The sequence below is a fragment of the Phyllobacterium sp. 01N428 genome (assembly GCF_056399405.1).
Genome location: NZ_JBFTRH010000006.1, coordinates 109,604 through 123,946, shown reverse-complemented (window position 1 = coordinate 123,946; position 14,343 = coordinate 109,604). Strand labels below are relative to the sequence as shown.

At 58.9% G+C, this 14,343-nt stretch carries 17 protein-coding genes and 1 pseudogene; 12 read left to right on the top strand and 6 right to left on the bottom strand.

The features are described from left to right. The first annotated feature begins 155 nt into the window (after positions 1–155). From AC1DNI_RS15770 to ftsZ, 3 genes and pseudogenes are all read left to right on the top strand, one after another. Positions 156–1,445: a PQQ-dependent sugar dehydrogenase gene (locus tag AC1DNI_RS15770; protein WP_477692524.1), complete on the top strand. Its 1,290-nt coding sequence runs from the start codon at positions 156–158 to the stop codon at positions 1,443–1,445. An 84-nt stretch (positions 1,446–1,529) separates the two neighbouring features. Then, positions 1,530–1,943, top strand: a complete 414-nt coding sequence (locus tag AC1DNI_RS15765; RefSeq protein ID WP_477692523.1) for a DoxX family protein — start codon at positions 1,530–1,532, stop codon at positions 1,941–1,943. Positions 1,944–2,108: 165 nt separating this feature from the next. After that, positions 2,109–3,137 (top strand): annotated as a pseudogene (gene ftsZ, locus AC1DNI_RS15760) (cell division protein FtsZ); the annotation flags it as partial. Positions 3,138–3,249: 112 nt separating this feature from the next. On the opposite strand, the gene AC1DNI_RS15755 reads toward ftsZ, so the two are convergent. Then, positions 3,250–4,044, bottom strand: coding sequence for a COG4705 family protein (locus AC1DNI_RS15755; protein WP_477692522.1), 795 nt, complete (start codon positions 4,042–4,044; stop codon positions 3,250–3,252). 23 nt (positions 4,045–4,067) lie between these two features. Further along, positions 4,068–4,331 carry a hypothetical protein gene (locus AC1DNI_RS15750; RefSeq protein WP_477692521.1) on the bottom strand — a complete coding sequence of 88 codons (264 nt, stop codon included), beginning with the start codon at positions 4,329–4,331 and terminating at the stop codon, positions 4,068–4,070. Between the two features lie 286 nt (positions 4,332–4,617). On the opposite strand from AC1DNI_RS15750, the gene AC1DNI_RS15745 reads away from it, so the two are divergent. The 5 genes from AC1DNI_RS15745 to AC1DNI_RS15725 all read left to right on the top strand — a co-directional run bounded on the left by AC1DNI_RS15745 (position 4,618) and on the right by AC1DNI_RS15725 (position 8,737). Next, positions 4,618–5,295 carry a response regulator gene (locus tag AC1DNI_RS15745; protein ID WP_477692520.1) on the top strand — a complete coding sequence of 226 codons (678 nt, stop codon included), beginning with the start codon at positions 4,618–4,620 and terminating at the stop codon, positions 5,293–5,295. Then, a complete protein-coding gene (locus tag AC1DNI_RS15740; RefSeq protein WP_477692519.1) occupies positions 5,282–6,706 on the top strand; it encodes a sensor histidine kinase in 1,425 nt (474 codons plus the stop codon). Before AC1DNI_RS15745 ends, AC1DNI_RS15740 begins: the two co-directional genes overlap by 14 nt. Before the next feature lie 35 nt (positions 6,707–6,741). After that, complete coding sequence (locus AC1DNI_RS15735; RefSeq protein WP_477692518.1) at positions 6,742–7,290, top strand: phosphatase domain-containing protein; 549 nt, start codon at positions 6,742–6,744, stop codon at positions 7,288–7,290. 114 nt (positions 7,291–7,404) lie between these two features. Further along, a complete protein-coding gene (locus tag AC1DNI_RS15730; RefSeq protein WP_477692517.1) occupies positions 7,405–8,295 on the top strand; it encodes a fatty acid desaturase family protein in 891 nt (296 codons plus the stop codon). Between the two features lie 136 nt (positions 8,296–8,431). After that, positions 8,432–8,737, top strand: coding sequence for a hypothetical protein (locus tag AC1DNI_RS15725; RefSeq protein WP_027231201.1), 306 nt, complete (start codon positions 8,432–8,434; stop codon positions 8,735–8,737). A gap of 73 nt (positions 8,738–8,810) precedes the next feature. On the opposite strand, the gene AC1DNI_RS15720 is transcribed toward AC1DNI_RS15725, so the two are convergent. Further along, complete coding sequence (locus tag AC1DNI_RS15720; RefSeq protein ID WP_477692516.1) at positions 8,811–9,284, bottom strand: DUF992 domain-containing protein; 474 nt, start codon at positions 9,282–9,284, stop codon at positions 8,811–8,813. 186 nt (positions 9,285–9,470) lie between these two features. Between AC1DNI_RS15720 and AC1DNI_RS15715 the strand changes: the two genes are divergently transcribed. Then, positions 9,471–9,971, top strand: coding sequence for an ion channel (locus AC1DNI_RS15715; protein ID WP_091948646.1), 501 nt, complete (start codon positions 9,471–9,473; stop codon positions 9,969–9,971). An 8-nt stretch (positions 9,972–9,979) separates the two neighbouring features. Here AC1DNI_RS15715 and AC1DNI_RS15710 read toward each other — a convergent pair whose 3' ends face one another. Next, positions 9,980–10,405 (bottom strand): DUF2721 domain-containing protein, encoded by a 426-nt coding sequence (locus AC1DNI_RS15710; protein WP_477692515.1) that lies wholly within the window; start codon positions 10,403–10,405, stop codon positions 9,980–9,982. Positions 10,406–10,586: 181 nt separating this feature from the next. On the opposite strand from AC1DNI_RS15710, the gene AC1DNI_RS15705 reads away from it, so the two are divergent. Then, positions 10,587–11,234, top strand: coding sequence for a hypothetical protein (locus AC1DNI_RS15705; protein ID WP_477692514.1), 648 nt, complete (start codon positions 10,587–10,589; stop codon positions 11,232–11,234). Between the two features lie 90 nt (positions 11,235–11,324). Then, entirely contained in the window at positions 11,325–12,014 is a 690-nt protein-coding gene (locus tag AC1DNI_RS15700; RefSeq protein ID WP_477692513.1) for a YoaK family protein, read from the top strand. On the opposite strand, the gene AC1DNI_RS15695 is transcribed toward AC1DNI_RS15700, so the two are convergent. Continuing rightward, positions 12,004–12,909 (bottom strand): LysR family transcriptional regulator, encoded by a 906-nt coding sequence (locus AC1DNI_RS15695; protein ID WP_477692512.1) that lies wholly within the window; start codon positions 12,907–12,909, stop codon positions 12,004–12,006. The genes AC1DNI_RS15700 and AC1DNI_RS15695 overlap by 11 nt on opposite strands. A 101-nt stretch (positions 12,910–13,010) precedes the next feature. Here AC1DNI_RS15695 and AC1DNI_RS15690 point away from each other — a divergent pair, with 101 nt between their 5' ends. After that, entirely contained in the window at positions 13,011–13,847 is an 837-nt protein-coding gene (locus AC1DNI_RS15690; RefSeq protein WP_477692511.1) for an oxidoreductase, read from the top strand. A 95-nt stretch (positions 13,848–13,942) separates the two neighbouring features. On the opposite strand, the gene AC1DNI_RS15685 is transcribed toward AC1DNI_RS15690, so the two are convergent. Then, on the bottom strand, positions 13,943–14,212 hold the full coding sequence (locus AC1DNI_RS15685) for a DUF2312 domain-containing protein (RefSeq protein WP_370645559.1): 270 nt from the start codon (positions 14,210–14,212) through the stop codon (positions 13,943–13,945). Between the last annotated feature and the right edge of the window lie 131 nt (positions 14,213–14,343).

The following is a 14,343-nucleotide window of genomic DNA, read 5'->3' as shown; positions in this document are numbered from 1 at the left end:
GAAGTTGTGAGTAAATGCCACGAATTGGTGATCGGTTCCCTGACCGAACCGAAACGCTTGTTCCGCGTTACTGTGCTAGGTTCGCTCGCGCGGCAGCGCTCTTCTGGCAGGGAAAGAACATGAAGCAATCACGGCAACTACTCTCTGGAATTTTTATGGCGGCGATGGTCGCGAGCGCTGGAGCGCTTGCCCAGACGAGCGCAAATTACGCCGTGGGCTATGGGCCTGATCCCGTATTACCGGAACCCGATACTGCACTCGTTCCGACGATCAATGTTGCAAAGACCGATCCCTGGCCGCAAGGGACGGCGCCCCAGGCCGCTTCGGGGTTGAAGGTCGGCGCTTTTGCCAGCGGCCTCGACCATCCACGCTGGCTTCACGTTCTTCCGAATGGCGATGTACTCGTTGCCGAGACCAACGCGCCTCCGGCCCATGATGAAGGGTTCAGCATCAAGAAGTGGATCATGGGCTTTTTCATGAAGCGGGCCGGAGCGGGCGTTGAAACACCGAACCGTATCATCCTGTTGCGCGATACCAACCACGACGGTGTGGCCGATACCAGGGAGACTTTCCTCGAAGGCTTGAATTCGCCCTTCGGCATGACGCTTTCGGGCGGCAAGCTCTACATTGCCAACACCGATGCGATCGTCGCTTTTCCTTACAAGGACGGTGAAACCGCGATCAAGGCCGAACCGGAAAAGATCGTCGATCTGCCAGGCGGGCCGATCAACCATCATTGGACCAAGGATGTTATTGCGAGCCCCGACGGCAAGAAGCTCTATGCCACCGTCGGCTCGAACAGCAATGTCGGCGAGAACGGCATCCCGGCAGAGCAAAATCGGGCGGCGGTGTTCGAAATCGATCTCGCCAGCAGGCAGAGCCGGCTCTTTGCGTCCGGACTGCGCAATCCCAACGGCCTTTCGTGGAATCCCGATGACGGCAGGCTGTGGGTCGTCGTCAATGAACGCGACGAACTCGGCAATGATCTCGTGCCGGACTACATGACCTCGGTCAAGGATGGCGCGTTCTATGGCTGGCCCTACAGTTATTTCGGCCAGCATGTCGATACCCGCGTAAAGCCGCAAAATCCTGATCTTGTGAGCAAGGCGATCAAGCCGGATTATGCGCTTGGCGCCCATACGGCATCGCTGGGCCTGACTTTCTACACCGCGTCGTTGCTCGGACCCGAGTACAGGAACGGTGCCTTCGTTGGCCAGCACGGCTCGTGGAACCGCAAGCCGCGCAGCGGCTACAAGGTGATCTTCGTGCCGTTCAAGGACGGAAAGCCTCAGGGACCGCCGAAGGATGTGCTGACCGGCTTCATCAATGCAGAGGACAAGGCGATGGGGAGGCCCGTGGGCGTTGCGGTCGACAAGGCGGGTGCCCTGCTTGTCGCAGATGATGTCGGCAATACGATCTGGCGAATTACTCCAGCCGCGAAATAGCCGCACAAATTTTTGCAGCGCTGTCGGAGGCTTGCGTCGGCGAACGTCCTTGGCGGGAACACCAACCTGCGAGGCGATAACCACATGCAAACGATTGTTGAAGCCGCTCCTGTATCGAACACGGCCGTTTGGGCCGGCCGCGTCATGAGCGGTCTGATCATCCTCTTCATGCTCTTCGACAGTGGCATCAAGCTCATTCCGCTCGATGTCGTCATCCAGACCTGCGCCGAACTCGGGCTTCCGACAAGTGTTGGCTTTGCCCGCGGCCTCGGCATCCTCGGCCTGGTTTGCACGATCCTCTACGCTGTTCCGCAAACCTCCGTTCTCGGCGCGATCCTGCTCACCGGCTACATGGGCGGCGCAATTGCGACGCAGATTCGGGTCGGCAACCCGCTGTTCAGCCACCTGCTCTTAGGGGTCTATCTCGGCCTCCTTCTTTGGGGCGGGCTTTACCTGCGTGATCCGCGCTTGCGCGCAATCCTGCCGTTTTCGCGCTGAAGCGCGCGGCGCGACCCCGATAAGACGTGCATCGGGGTTGCGCCGAATCGCCGTGTCTGATTCTTTGCACATGTTCCGGAGCATGATTTTTGATTCGCCGCCCTGCCGGAATTCAAAGCCGCAATTGAATGTGCGGCGGGCAGATCAGCACACGAAGGAACCAGGATGTCCATCAACCTCAGAAAGCCGGAAATTTCCGAGATGAAACCCAACATCACCGTGTTCGGTGTCGGTGGAGGTGGTGGTAACGCGGTCAACAACATGATCCGCGAAAAGCTCGAGGGAACGGACTTCATCGTCGCCAATACCGACGCGCAAGCCCTGACAATGTCCAAGGCCGAGCGCCTGATCCAGCTCGGTGCGCATGTTACGCAAGGACTGGGCGCCGGCTCCGCCCCGGAGATCGGCCGCGCCGCTGCCGAGGAATGCATCGACGAAATCATGGACTACCTTTCCGGCACCCATATGTGCTTCGTGACCGCCGGCATGGGCGGCGGTACGGGTACCGGTGCGGCGCCGGTCATCGCCAGGGCCGCCCGTGCTGCCGGCATCCTGACGGTCGCGGTCGTAACCAAGCCCTTCACCTTCGAGGGCACACGGCGCATGCGGATGGCGGAAGAGGGGATGAAGGAGCTTCGCGCCAGCGCCGACACGGTCATCGTCATCCCGAACCAGAACCTTTTCCGCGTGGCGAACGCCTCGACCACGTTTGCTGACGCTTTCGCCATGGCCGACCGCGTGCTTTATTCGGGCGTCGCCTGCATCACTGACCTGATGGTGCGCGAAGGCCTCATCAATCTTGATTTCGCCGACGTGCGTTCCGTGATGCGCGATATGGGCCGCGCCATGATGGGCACCGGCGAAGCAACGGGCGAGGAACGGGCAAAGACCGCCGCGGAAGCTGCCATCGCCAATCCGCTGCTCGACGTAGCCTCGATGAAGGGTGCGAAGGGCGTCCTCGTGTCGATCTCGGGCGGCCGCGACATGACCCTCTTCGAAGTCGATGTCGCCGCCTCGCGCATCCGCGAGGAAGTCGATGACGAAGCCAACATCATTCTCGGCGCAACGTTTGACGACGCGCTCGAAGGCGTATTCCGCGTTTCGGTCGTCGCGACCGGCATCGACCAGGACGATGCAGCGGCGGTCGAAACCGCAGCGGCGGCGATGCATGAGGCAAGTCCCTCGGTCATGCCGTTCCTGCGTCGCCAAGGCTGAAGCAACCAACCCGATCTCAAATCATGAGCTGCTGATGTCGTATGCGAATGCGACGCGAGCGGCTCATATTTATGCTGACTTTCGTCGCACCCTACGTTCGACGCTCCGCTTCATCGAGGCCGTAGTCGCGCTGGTAAACCACACTCATATAGATAACGATCGCGACTATGCAGGTTAGGAACAGGATGCTCGTCACAATGGTGCCGAAGCCCAAGCCTCCATATTCGACGGGCTGGGACAGAAAATCGCCCAATGACGCACCGAGCGGCCGGGTAAAGATATAGGCGAGCCAGAAGGACAGGATGGCGTCCAGGTTAAGGAAATAGTAGCTGACGGCGACCAGAGCGATGATCGCCCCGAATATGACGCCGGTCGTCACGAACCCGAGTTCGAATTTCTCTGCGACGAGATCGCCTGCGGCCGTTCCGAGGGCAAAGGTGAACAGTATGGCAAACCAGTAGAATGTCTCGCGCCGCGTCGTAAAGATCGAATGGATGGAAAGCGTGCGTTCGGTCCCGTACCAGATCGCAAAAGTTGCGATCAGCGCCACAGTAAAGACGATGGTGGTCACTTCCAGCGGGACCTTGAAGTTATCGACGAGATTATCCGTGATCAACGTTCCGACGATGCTGATGAGCACGACCGCGGTCCAGTACGCCCACGGAACATATCGCTTCTGCATGAACTGGAGGATGAGGACGACAGCGAGAACAGCGGTCATTATCAGCGATGTCGCCATCAATCCGAGACCAAGGTTGACGGCGAGGTAATCGGCAGCCGTCTCGCCCATTGTGACGGCCATGAGCTTGATCAGCCAGAAATCGATTGTGACCTCAGGAACCCGGTTGAAATTCTGCTTCCCCTTGGTGCTGGTGAGATTTGTCATAGCAATCACTCCTCACGCCATTTCTAATTGCCGAGGACCTTGAGGGCCTGCGTGAAGAATTCATCAGCCCGCTTGTCGTCGTCAGCGTTGCAGCGCTCGACGCCCTTGGCTTCAAGGGCCTGCACCTTTGCCTTGTCGGCATCGCTGAGTTTTGCAGTCGTCATTTTAGCGCGAACGTCCTTGAGCATGTCCTCGCACGGGACCGGCGCCTGGGCATGGCCCGGCGATATGGCAAGTCCGGCAACGAAAAATGCGGCGACGAGCGAGAGTGGAAGGCGTTTGTTCATGGCTGGTCCTTTCGGGTGAGAACATGAAGGAGGCATTTGATCCTCCCTCGCCTTCACTCCTAGCCAGCTGGCAATACGCGCGCTTTGCCCCCAACATACAAATTCGTAAGAAAATCAGCTCGAAAGACGGACCGCGGCTTTTCGCTTTTTTACAAAAGCGTAAGGGCCCGGCAAGACCCGCGTGAACTTTCCAGCTTAATGGTGTTCGCGGCGCCATCGGAAATGCGGACAATGACATCCATTGCCGATGATCTATACTTGCGTTGGTGCGAAACGGAAAACCAGCATGCGCATTTTGATCATCGAAGATGACAGGCAAACATTCGAATTCATCGTCAGGGGCTTTACCGAATCCGGGCATGTTGCCGAGGTGATCTCGGATGGGCGAACGGCGCTCGCACACGCGACGGGAGAAGGCTACGACGTCCTTGTCATCGACAGAATGATCCCCGGGCTCGATGGCCTCTCGCTGGTAAAGGCACTGCGCGCCGCCGGCGTGAAGACGCCTGTGATTTTTCTCACCTCCGTTGGCGGCCTTGACGATCGCGTGGAGGGGCTCGAAGCAGGCGGCGACGACTATCTCGTCAAGCCCTTTGCCTTTTCCGAGCTTGCCGCGCGTGTCAATGCACTCGCTCGCCGGCCGCCGTTTCAAGCCGAGCGGAATGTCATCGCCGTGGATGATCTCGAACTTGACCTCCTGCGACGGGTGGTCAAGCGCGCGGGCAAGGTGATCGACCTCCAGCCACGGGAATACCGGCTTCTGGAAGTACTTGCGCGCAATGAAGGCCGCATCCTGACCCGGACCATGCTGCTCGAACGCGTCTGGGATTTCCATTTCGACCCGAAGACCAGCGTCGTCGAGACACATATCAGCCGGCTGCGCACCAAGATCGACAAGCCTTTTTCCTATCCGCTGCTTCACACAATCCGCAACACCGGCTACAGCCTGCATGCGCCGCGTTAACCTTCTGAAGAGCACTCCATTCCGGCTCGCCCTCATAGTGGCGGCGCTGTTCATCAGTTCTTTTCTGGTGGCGGGGTTCGTGACCTATCAGTTGCTCAAGAGCGAACTCGCCGCCCGGCTGGACGCCACGATCCAGGACACCTATTCCGTACTCGCAGATGCCTATGGCGACCATGACGTCACGGATCTCGTCGAGGCTGTCGCCAGTCACGCCAACTCTACGTCCGGCCATGATGCTGTCTATCTGCTGCGATCCAGCGAGGGGCAGCGCCTGTCGGGAAACATTGCCAAGGCGGACGTTCCCTCCGGCTGGTCAACGGTCGACGGAACGGCTTTAGGCCTCGCATCCGGTATGGACTACCGGGTCTATTCCAGCGCTGTTGACGAACAACCCCTGGTCGTGGGACGCAGTTTTGAAGAAAGCCGCGAATATCAGGAGATCGTGCGCAGCAGTTTTGGCTGGGCAACGATCGCCGTTCTGGCTCTCGCCGTTGCGGGCGGCGCGTTGTTGGCCTACCGCGTGCAGCGGCGGCTTGAGTCCATCGCCACGACGATGCGCGATATTGGTTCCGGCAAACTCGAAGCCAGAATACCCCTCGTCGGCAATGGCGACGATGTCGATGTGGTATCGGCTCAAGTGAACGATGCGCTCGGCCGCCTTGCCGCCCTTGTCGAAGGAATGCGACAGGTGAGTTCCGACATTGCGCATGACCTCAAGACCCCGCTGCATCGTTTGTCGCTCACCATAGACCAGGCAATCGACAAGACCGCGTCAGGCGGCGATGGTAATGCGGAGCTCGTTCAGGCCAAGGAAGAAAGCAACCAGATCAACGCAACGTTTGACGCGCTTTTGCGCATCGCCCAGATTGAGGCGGGCGCGCGCCGCGCGCGCTTTCGGCCCCTCGATCTCCAGCGTTGTGTTGAAACGATCGCCGAAATCTACTCCGAGGTTGCGGCCGATAACGGCCAGGAACTCGCCTTGCGCGGCAAAAGCCATCAGCCCGTGCTGGTTGACGGCGACGAGGAACTGCTGGTCCAACTCCTGGCCAACACTGTCGAAAACGCGATCCGGCATTGTCCGCGAGGCACGGCAATTGAAATCGGCGTTGGTCAAACCGGCAGCGGCGTGAAGGTTGAAATCGCGGATAACGGACCGGGAATACCGGAGAGCGAAAGGGAGCGGGTGTTTCAGCGACTTTATCGTCTCGACAAGAGCCGGACGACGCCCGGAACCGGTCTGGGGCTCAGCCTTGTAAAGGCCATTGGCGATCTCCATCACGCCAGAATCGAACTGCTCGATAATCGCCCTGGCTTGCGCATCGCAATCGAGTTTCCTCTCCTCACGTCCGTTACGGACCCGGCTCGTCAGTCGGCCCGTTACGCGATCGACCCGAAGGGCTTTCAATCGTGACTTCCATCCTGCTACGCAACACAGCGAAACATCTCATGACGACCATCGCCGCGGTCGTCATTGTCGCAGCCGCCGCCGCGGGTTACTACGGCGTCGTGCGCCTCGACGGTAATTTCCACACGACCATTCCCGGCGAACTCTACCGTTCAGCGCAACTCAACCCGGCACAGCTTGTGTCATATCACGCAACTTACGGCATCAAGACCATCGTCAATTTGCGCGGCGAGCATGATGGCCAGGGCTGGTACGACAAGGAGGTGGCCGAATCGGCCCGGCTCGGGATCAACCACCTGAATTTCCCGATGTCATCGCGCAAGCAGTTGTCGCAGGAGGAAGCCGAGGCGCTCCTGTCAATGTTGAAGAAGGCGCAAAAGCCGATCCTCATTCATTGTGAAGGCGGCGCTGACCGCAGCGGTCTCGCCGCCGCACTCTACGTTGCTGCAATTGCCCACGGGACTGAAGCACAGGCGGAGGCGCAGATGTCGATCGAATATGGACATATCTCGCTATCCGTCAATCCGGCTTTCGCCATGGACCGCACGTTCGAGACGCTCGAACCTTGGTTGGGCTTTCCGAACTCTTAACAATGAGCCGCTCATGTCTTATGCGAATGCGACATGACAATGCCGAAATACGGGCGTTAGACTCCCCTGTACGTGCGTAACATGAACGCGTTAATGTCAATGGACAGGGTTGTCATGGACCACCGCACCATCATTGCCTCGCTGACCCAGGAGCAGCGCGATCGCCTGACTGCCAAGTCGGATGCAGCAGGCCTCGTGCAGCTTGGCGTGCATTGGGGCGCGATTGGCCTGTTGGGGTTGTTGATTGCCGCTCGCGTACCCTTCTGGCCTTTGCTCATGCTCCCGCAAGGGATCCTTATCGTTTTCCTGTTCACGCTCCTGCACGAGGCCGTGCATCGCACGCCCTTCAAGACGCAGCGGCTGAACGATGTCGTCGCGTGCATATGCGGTTTCATGATCGTGCTTCCGGCCGACTGGTTCCGCTATTTTCACTTCGCCCATCACCGCTTTACGCAAGATCCCGATAACGATCCCGAGCTTGCAACGCCAAAGCCGGAAACGTTGCGCGAATACATCGTCCACCTTTCTGGACTCCCTGTCTGGTTGAGCCATGTAAAGACTCTTTTGCGAAACGCCTCGGGTCGCTGCGATGATCCCTATGTCCCGCCCAAGGGACAAGACAAGGTGAAACGCGAGGCACAGATCATGATCCTTGCCTATATCGCCCTCGCAGGCTTCTCGCTATGGTTCCAATCATCGGTGCTGCTCTTCGCCTGGATTATCCCGGCAATCATAGGGCAACCATTCCTGCGGCTGTATCTCCTCGCCGAACATGGGCGCTGCGCCTTCGTCGCCAATATGCTCGAGAACAGCCGGACCACGACGACGACATGGTTCGTGCGCAAGCTCGCCTGGAACATGCCCTACCACGCCGAGCATCACTCCTATCCGGGAGTTCCCTTCCACCGGCTGCCTGAGTTCCATGCGCTGATCGAGGAACACCTGAAGGAGACAGAGACCGGATATGCGCGGTTCCACGCCAAATATATCGAAGGACTTCGTTAGAGATCCCAACCTGTCCGGTCGAGGCAAGCGCCAATTTTTCCGGAGGATCGGGGATTGGCGATCCCATGTTACGCCCGACTGGATTCCGCGCTACTATGGTAGGGCCATCATCCGTTGCGCCAGGAAAGGAATGAAGATGAACACGGCCAATCTTCAACTGGAAGGACTTTGCCTAGCCATCGCAGCGGTCAACCGGGCCCTCGTTGCCAAGGGGTTGTTGACCGCAGTCGAAATCGACACAGCCCTACGGAGGGCCGAAGCCGTCGCCGTAGGCGACGACAGGGCGGTCGAGCACCTATCCCCAGCCAATCGCGACGCCGTGTGTTTCCCCATCCGCCTTTTGCAGCTGGCAAACAATTCAGGCGCCGATACGCCATGGTCGTTCTCACATCTCGCCAGAATGGTTGGCGAGACCAAGCGGCCCTATAACGATCAGCTCTGAACGGCCAGATGGCGCAGTTGCGTCGATACTCTTAGGGCAAAGACGCAACTGACCGCTTCCTTGTGCAGTAATCTTACTGCGCCGGCGTCAGCGTGACGGTCGTCACCCCGCCGGCAAAGTTGATGCCCTCCTGCCCTTCAACAGATATCGGTTGCAGGGAAAAGGCCCGGCCGGTTCCGCCGGCGAGAATATTGGCGCCAGCACCGGGGCCGACCGAGGCGTTCGCGCCGACGCCGCTATATGAGCCCGCAAGCGCTCCCGCGGGAAGACCGCTGGTGGCTGCGACGACACCCCAAATGAGGTGTCCTGCCGCGACTTCACCAAGCGCCACGCCAAATTCGTCAATGGACCCGGTGTAATTGTCGGCACTGCCGCCCTTGTCCTGTTTGAACGTACAGGTCAGCTTCTGTTTTTCGACGACGAACATCCCTATGCCCTTGGATACGTCGCAGGACAGTGTTCCGATCTGGGTAGACTCCGCATTTGCGCCGAATGGAATAAGCGCAACGATACAGCCAAAGCATGCCTTTTTGAGGAAAGTCATCATTGTATCTCCTTCGCCACTATTGAAAGTCCCCTGGGCGACCGCCAAAAGATCTTCGCAACAGCCATTCGTGGGAAGTACGTAACTGTTACAGCAGTGGATATTCTGGCACCCGTGCTAGTTTGTCCTGCACTGCGATAGTTTCTTCCGGCTGCAGGCCCTCTGGTTACGCGAGACATGGGTGACACGATGAATGACCTTTCCACGCCTGAGCCGGTTCTCGAGATTGCTGTCGGCACAGTTATTCTAATTATTGTCATCTTTGTCCACGGCGCCGGAATTCGGGCAATCAACTTGCGCTTTAACCGGGCCTGGGTTCATGTAGACAGTGGCACGTCGCACTGGCGCATCAACCTTCTACTCGCCGCGACGATTGCCTCGCTCTCGGCGCTGCATTTCACCGAGACCCTCATTTGGGCCGCTCCGATTTATGCGAGAGGGTTTATCCCCTCCATGCGTGACAGCTACTATTTCGTCCTTGAAAGCTATACGACACTCGGCCAGGGCAATATCACCCTGCCGGAACGCTGGCGCCTGCTCGGCCCGATCATAGCCATTTCCGGCTTGTTCACATTCGGTTGGACGAGCAGCGTTCTCGTCAGCATCATGACTGAATTCGGCAAGCTCGATCGGGCACGGATCAAGGGACCGAAGGAACGGGCTTCCGATCAGGCAGACCCTGATGCCTGACCTGACAGTCAGAGGTGGTGATCGTGTTCGCTCAGCGAGATACGCACATCCTGCAGGAAACGGACAAGGCAACCGACCAGCAAGCATAGCGATATGACGAAAAGGGCGCCGGCGCCCGGCTCGTGGCGATAGCCGAGGAATGCCACCACGAATCCGACCAGCAAGAGGATGGCAATGCCAATTGCGCCGATGACGGCCAATTGCAGGGCCTGATTCAAGAGGGCTTCGCGCCGCTTCAGCCGCGCTATATCCGCTTTGAGCCACTTGCGGCTCGTATCGTCGTCAGCGATCTGATTGAGACTTCTGATGCGGTCGGTCACGCCCGCCATACGGTTGATCAGAATGGATACCAGCGCCGCGATGGCAGCCAGGAGGAATACTGGAGCAACGGCATGAGAGATCATGGCTGAAAGTTGGTCGACGTCTACGGGCATTTCTCGGGCTGCCTTTGTTGCAGAACGGATCTTGTCGCGTCGAAGATGCCACTGATCGACACGTTCGGCAAACTGCTTCGGGGGTGGGGTTGAACCCTACGAAGGGCGCGCCCTTGTGGCGTCCGGATATCAAGACTACGCTGCAGGGACGATTGCTGAGCCGATGGGGGGCGGGCGGGCAATGTCGACAAACGGTCGTGATGAACCACGATGGATTCCCGCGCTGGCCATTCTGGCCGTGCTTGGCCTTCTCGCAATTCTTCCCCATCATGTGCACGTGATGCCGGTTTGGGTTTCCTACGTCGTCGTCCTCGTGGTGCTTGTCCCGATGGCTGCCGTCACGCTGACGGGCAACGCGTTTTGGGTGAAAGCGGAACGCATTGCAATCATGCTGCTTGCAGCGGTCTACGCCGCCAACACGGCGGCGGAACTTGCCGATATGATTGGGATCATCACAATTCATCCACCAGAGACACGAGCGGTCTCGCTGCTCTCTTCGTCCCTCGCGATCTGGGTAACGAATGTTTTGACGTTTTCCCTGCTGTACTGGCAAATCGATCGCGGCGGGCCAGGCGCCCGGGTGGGCAGTGCAAGCACCAAGCCCGACTGGTTGTTTCCGCAGGCGACGGCGCCTGAACTCGCACCGCCCGACTGGCGGCCATTGTTCCTCGATTACCTGTTTCTTGGGTTCAATACGGCAACTGCATTCAGCCCCACCGATGTCCTGCCGCTCACGCGCCGCGCCAAGTCGCTCATGATGGTGGAGAGCACAATTTCACTGTTGACGCTCGTCATCGTCGCCGCCCGGGCGATCAATGTTCTGCCCTAGATCGGCAAGGTCCGGTCAATGGGCCCTTGATTGGTAATGAGACTCAAGATTGACTTGGCCAACAATTATAAATCTCCAACGGGTGGGGCCATGCTGATCAAAGAGGGCGACCATCGCACATCTCGAATTGACCTCACCCTCGCAGCTATATTGTCGTTTGTGGCTGGAGCGGTGAACAGCGCGGGCTATTTTGCCTTCGGCTATTTCTCCGCGAACATGACAGGCAACGTTTCGCTGATCTCCGACCATATATCGCTCGGACAAGTTGTCATCGCGGCGGCCTTCGCCTCCATCGTTGTGCTCTTTATCCTTGGAGCGTTTGCCGCTTCCCTCTTTATCCAACTCGGCAAACACAATAACTGGCAGAAGGTTTACGCGCTTACACTCCTCGCGGAAGCTTGCCTGCTCCTCATTGTCGGCGCCCTCGATATTCACGGGTCCGGTCCCACAAGGGGAACATTGATCGTTGGAATGCTCAGCTTCACCATGGGCATTCAGAATGCTGCTTCAACCCGCATTTCCACGGGGCGGGTGCGAACAACGCATGTCTCGGGTGTAGCAACGGATATTGGTGTTGGGCTTGCGACGCTGTGGCGATCCCACAGCCCCGATGCCCGCAATGCGACCATTCAACGGCTGAAACTGCATTCGGCAACGATCGCCTCGTTCCTGCTCGGTGGTATTGTCGGCGTAGCCTCATACAGGGCCGTGGAAGGCGCCGTTTTCTGGGCGGCGTCGGTTCCCCTCTTTCTGCTAAGTGCAAAATATCTCAAGCGCTGAGCGCGGTACCCGACGCCTTGACGAAGTCAACGAACGCGCGAAGCGCGGCGGGCATCTGCCTCCGGCTCGGGTAGTAAAGATAAAGGCCGCCATAGTAGGGACACCAGTCCTCGAGCACCCGCACGAGCCTCCCCGCTTCGATGTGCGCGATCGCCTGGCTCTCGAAGGTATAGGCGACGCCGACGCCGAGAAGCGCAGCCTCGATCATTATGTCCTGATCATCGACGATGAGCGGTCCATCGACCTCGACGCTTAACTCGACCCCGCCACGCTCGAATTCCCACGCATAAAGGCGGCCGCTGCCGAAGCGCAATCCAACGCAGGGAAGGCTATGCAAATGTTCCGGCGTCGTCGGCTTGGCATGGGCATCGAAGAACGCTGGGGACGCCACGATGGCCGTGCGCTGGCGCGGACCGATCGGCACCGCAATCATGTCCTGCGCGATCACCTCGCCGAAACGAATCCCGGCGTCGAACCCCTCCGACACCATGTCCACCAGATCGTTGGCGACGGCGATTTCGACGCTGATCTTCGGGTGAGCCTCCAGGAAACGGGCGACAACGGGGAGAAGCACCATCTTTGCCGAGACATGCGCCGTATTGAAGCGCAGCCGTCCGATCGGTGCGCCGCGCAGCTCATTGAGGTCATCCAGTGCATCGTCGATATCGCGAAACGCCGGCGCCACCCGTGCAAGCAGACGCTCCCCGGCTTCGGTCAAGGCGACGCTGCGCGTCGTACGGTTGAAGAGCCGAAGGTCCAACCTCTCCTCCAGCGCTTTCAACGCATGACTTAAGGCCGATGTGGTGCAGCCCATCTCGTCAGCGGCGCGACGGAAACTGCGATGTCGCGCCAGGACCAGAAATGGCGCAAGGTCGGAGGAGGATACTCTTCGCATTGTTGAATTTTACTCATCAACGCAAAGAGAATCCAGTGGATTATCTCAACAGCCAATTCACGCTAGAAATCTCCCACCGCTTAGAACAACAGGAGGTTCAAATGCATACATGGTTCGTTACCGGGGCATCGCGTGGTTTTGGTGCTCTCATCGTTGAAAAGGCCCTTGCCAAGGGTGACCGAGTCGTTGCTTCGGCACGCAATCCCAAGGGGATCACCGACCGCTTCGGCGAGCGATCCAACCTTCTCGCCGTTGCCCTCGACGTTACCGACGAGACACAGGCTCATCAGGCCGTCAAAGAAGCAATCGCCCGCTTCGGGCGCATCGATGTGCTCGTCAACAATGCGGGCTACGGCCTGCTTGGCGCGGTAGAAGAGGCAAGCAGCGCAGAGGTTGAGGCGCTTTATCGCACCAACGTCTTCGGACTGTTGGCCGTGACCCGCGCGGTGCTTCCGCATATGCGCCGCCAGAGATCGGGACGCATCCTCAACTTCTCTTCGGTCGGAGGCTATCGCAGCGGCGCGGGCTTCGGCGTCTATTGTTCGACGAAATTCGCCGTGGAAGGCCTGACCGAGGCTCTTGCCGAAGAACTGAGCCCGCTCGGCATCCACGTTACGGCGATCGAGCCGGGATATTTCCGTACCGATTTTCTCGATTCTACTTCGCTGAGTGTCAGCCCGATCGAGATCGACGACTACGCGCTGACCGCTGGAGCTGTCCGCAACAAGGCCAGGGACATCAGTCACAACCAGCCCGGCAATCCCGACAAGCTCGCGGAGGTGGTGGTTGCATTCGTCGATGCAGAAAATCCGCCGGTTCGCCTGCCGCTCGGCAGCGACACCTTGGCTGCGATCTCGGCCAAGCACACATCCGATGCGGAACTCATCGCCAACTGGCGCGAAGTATCAGTCTCGACCGATTTCGATTTGCCGGCCTAGAGCGCAGCGCCACATCGGAACGGCTTGGCCGGCCTGAAACAACTACAATCCGCAGGAGCCGTCGATAACCTCCTGCGGATTATCCTGTTCGTGCGTTATTCCATGCCGAGCGCGTTCATGTAGAGTTCGAGGATGGCCTCTTCTTCCTTGCGCTCATTGGCATCCTTCTTGCGAAGCCGCACGATCGTGCGGATGATCTTGGTGTCGTAGCCGCGACCCTTGGCCTCGGCCATAACTTCCTTGATGTCGTCCTGAAGGGTCGTCTTTTCTTCTTCGAGCCGTTCGATGCGCTCGATGAACTGCCGCAGTTCCGCTGCTGCTACGCCTTCGACACCACCCTGCGCTGCCAGATCATCCATGCTCATACTCCGCTCCTAAATCCTGTGCGACTCGGTTGGCCGCGCGAAGGGTTCCGATGCCCGACCAGCCCATCACGAGTCAAGTTAAGAGTACGCTTGGATGCATCTGAATTGGAGGAAGGCCCGCCGGGGCTTGG

Coding starts and splice junctions, on each gene's coding strand:
- AC1DNI_RS15770 (WP_477692524.1), top strand. CDS start 156: ATGGCGGCGATGGTCGCGAGCGCTGGAGCGCTTGCCCAGACGAGCGCA.
- AC1DNI_RS15765 (WP_477692523.1), top strand. CDS start 1,530: ATGCAAACGATTGTTGAAGCCGCTCCTGTATCGAACACGGCCGTTTGG.
- AC1DNI_RS15755 (WP_477692522.1), bottom strand. CDS start 4,044: ATGACAAATCTCACCAGCACCAAGGGGAAGCAGAATTTCAACCGGGTT.
- AC1DNI_RS15750 (WP_477692521.1), bottom strand. CDS start 4,331: ATGAACAAACGCCTTCCACTCTCGCTCGTCGCCGCATTTTTCGTTGCC.
- AC1DNI_RS15745 (WP_477692520.1), top strand. CDS start 4,618: ATGCGCATTTTGATCATCGAAGATGACAGGCAAACATTCGAATTCATC.
- AC1DNI_RS15740 (WP_477692519.1), top strand. CDS start 5,282: ATGCGCCGCGTTAACCTTCTGAAGAGCACTCCATTCCGGCTCGCCCTC.
- AC1DNI_RS15735 (WP_477692518.1), top strand. CDS start 6,742: ATGACGACCATCGCCGCGGTCGTCATTGTCGCAGCCGCCGCCGCGGGT.
- AC1DNI_RS15730 (WP_477692517.1), top strand. CDS start 7,405: ATGGACCACCGCACCATCATTGCCTCGCTGACCCAGGAGCAGCGCGAT.
- AC1DNI_RS15725 (WP_027231201.1), top strand. CDS start 8,432: ATGAACACGGCCAATCTTCAACTGGAAGGACTTTGCCTAGCCATCGCA.
- AC1DNI_RS15720 (WP_477692516.1), bottom strand. CDS start 9,284: ATGATGACTTTCCTCAAAAAGGCATGCTTTGGCTGTATCGTTGCGCTT.
- AC1DNI_RS15715 (WP_091948646.1), top strand. CDS start 9,471: ATGAATGACCTTTCCACGCCTGAGCCGGTTCTCGAGATTGCTGTCGGC.
- AC1DNI_RS15710 (WP_477692515.1), bottom strand. CDS start 10,405: ATGCCCGTAGACGTCGACCAACTTTCAGCCATGATCTCTCATGCCGTT.
- AC1DNI_RS15705 (WP_477692514.1), top strand. CDS start 10,587: ATGTCGACAAACGGTCGTGATGAACCACGATGGATTCCCGCGCTGGCC.
- AC1DNI_RS15700 (WP_477692513.1), top strand. CDS start 11,325: ATGCTGATCAAAGAGGGCGACCATCGCACATCTCGAATTGACCTCACC.
- AC1DNI_RS15695 (WP_477692512.1), bottom strand. CDS start 12,909: ATGCGAAGAGTATCCTCCTCCGACCTTGCGCCATTTCTGGTCCTGGCG.
- AC1DNI_RS15690 (WP_477692511.1), top strand. CDS start 13,011: ATGCATACATGGTTCGTTACCGGGGCATCGCGTGGTTTTGGTGCTCTC.
- AC1DNI_RS15685 (WP_370645559.1), bottom strand. CDS start 14,212: ATGAGCATGGATGATCTGGCAGCGCAGGGTGGTGTCGAAGGCGTAGCA.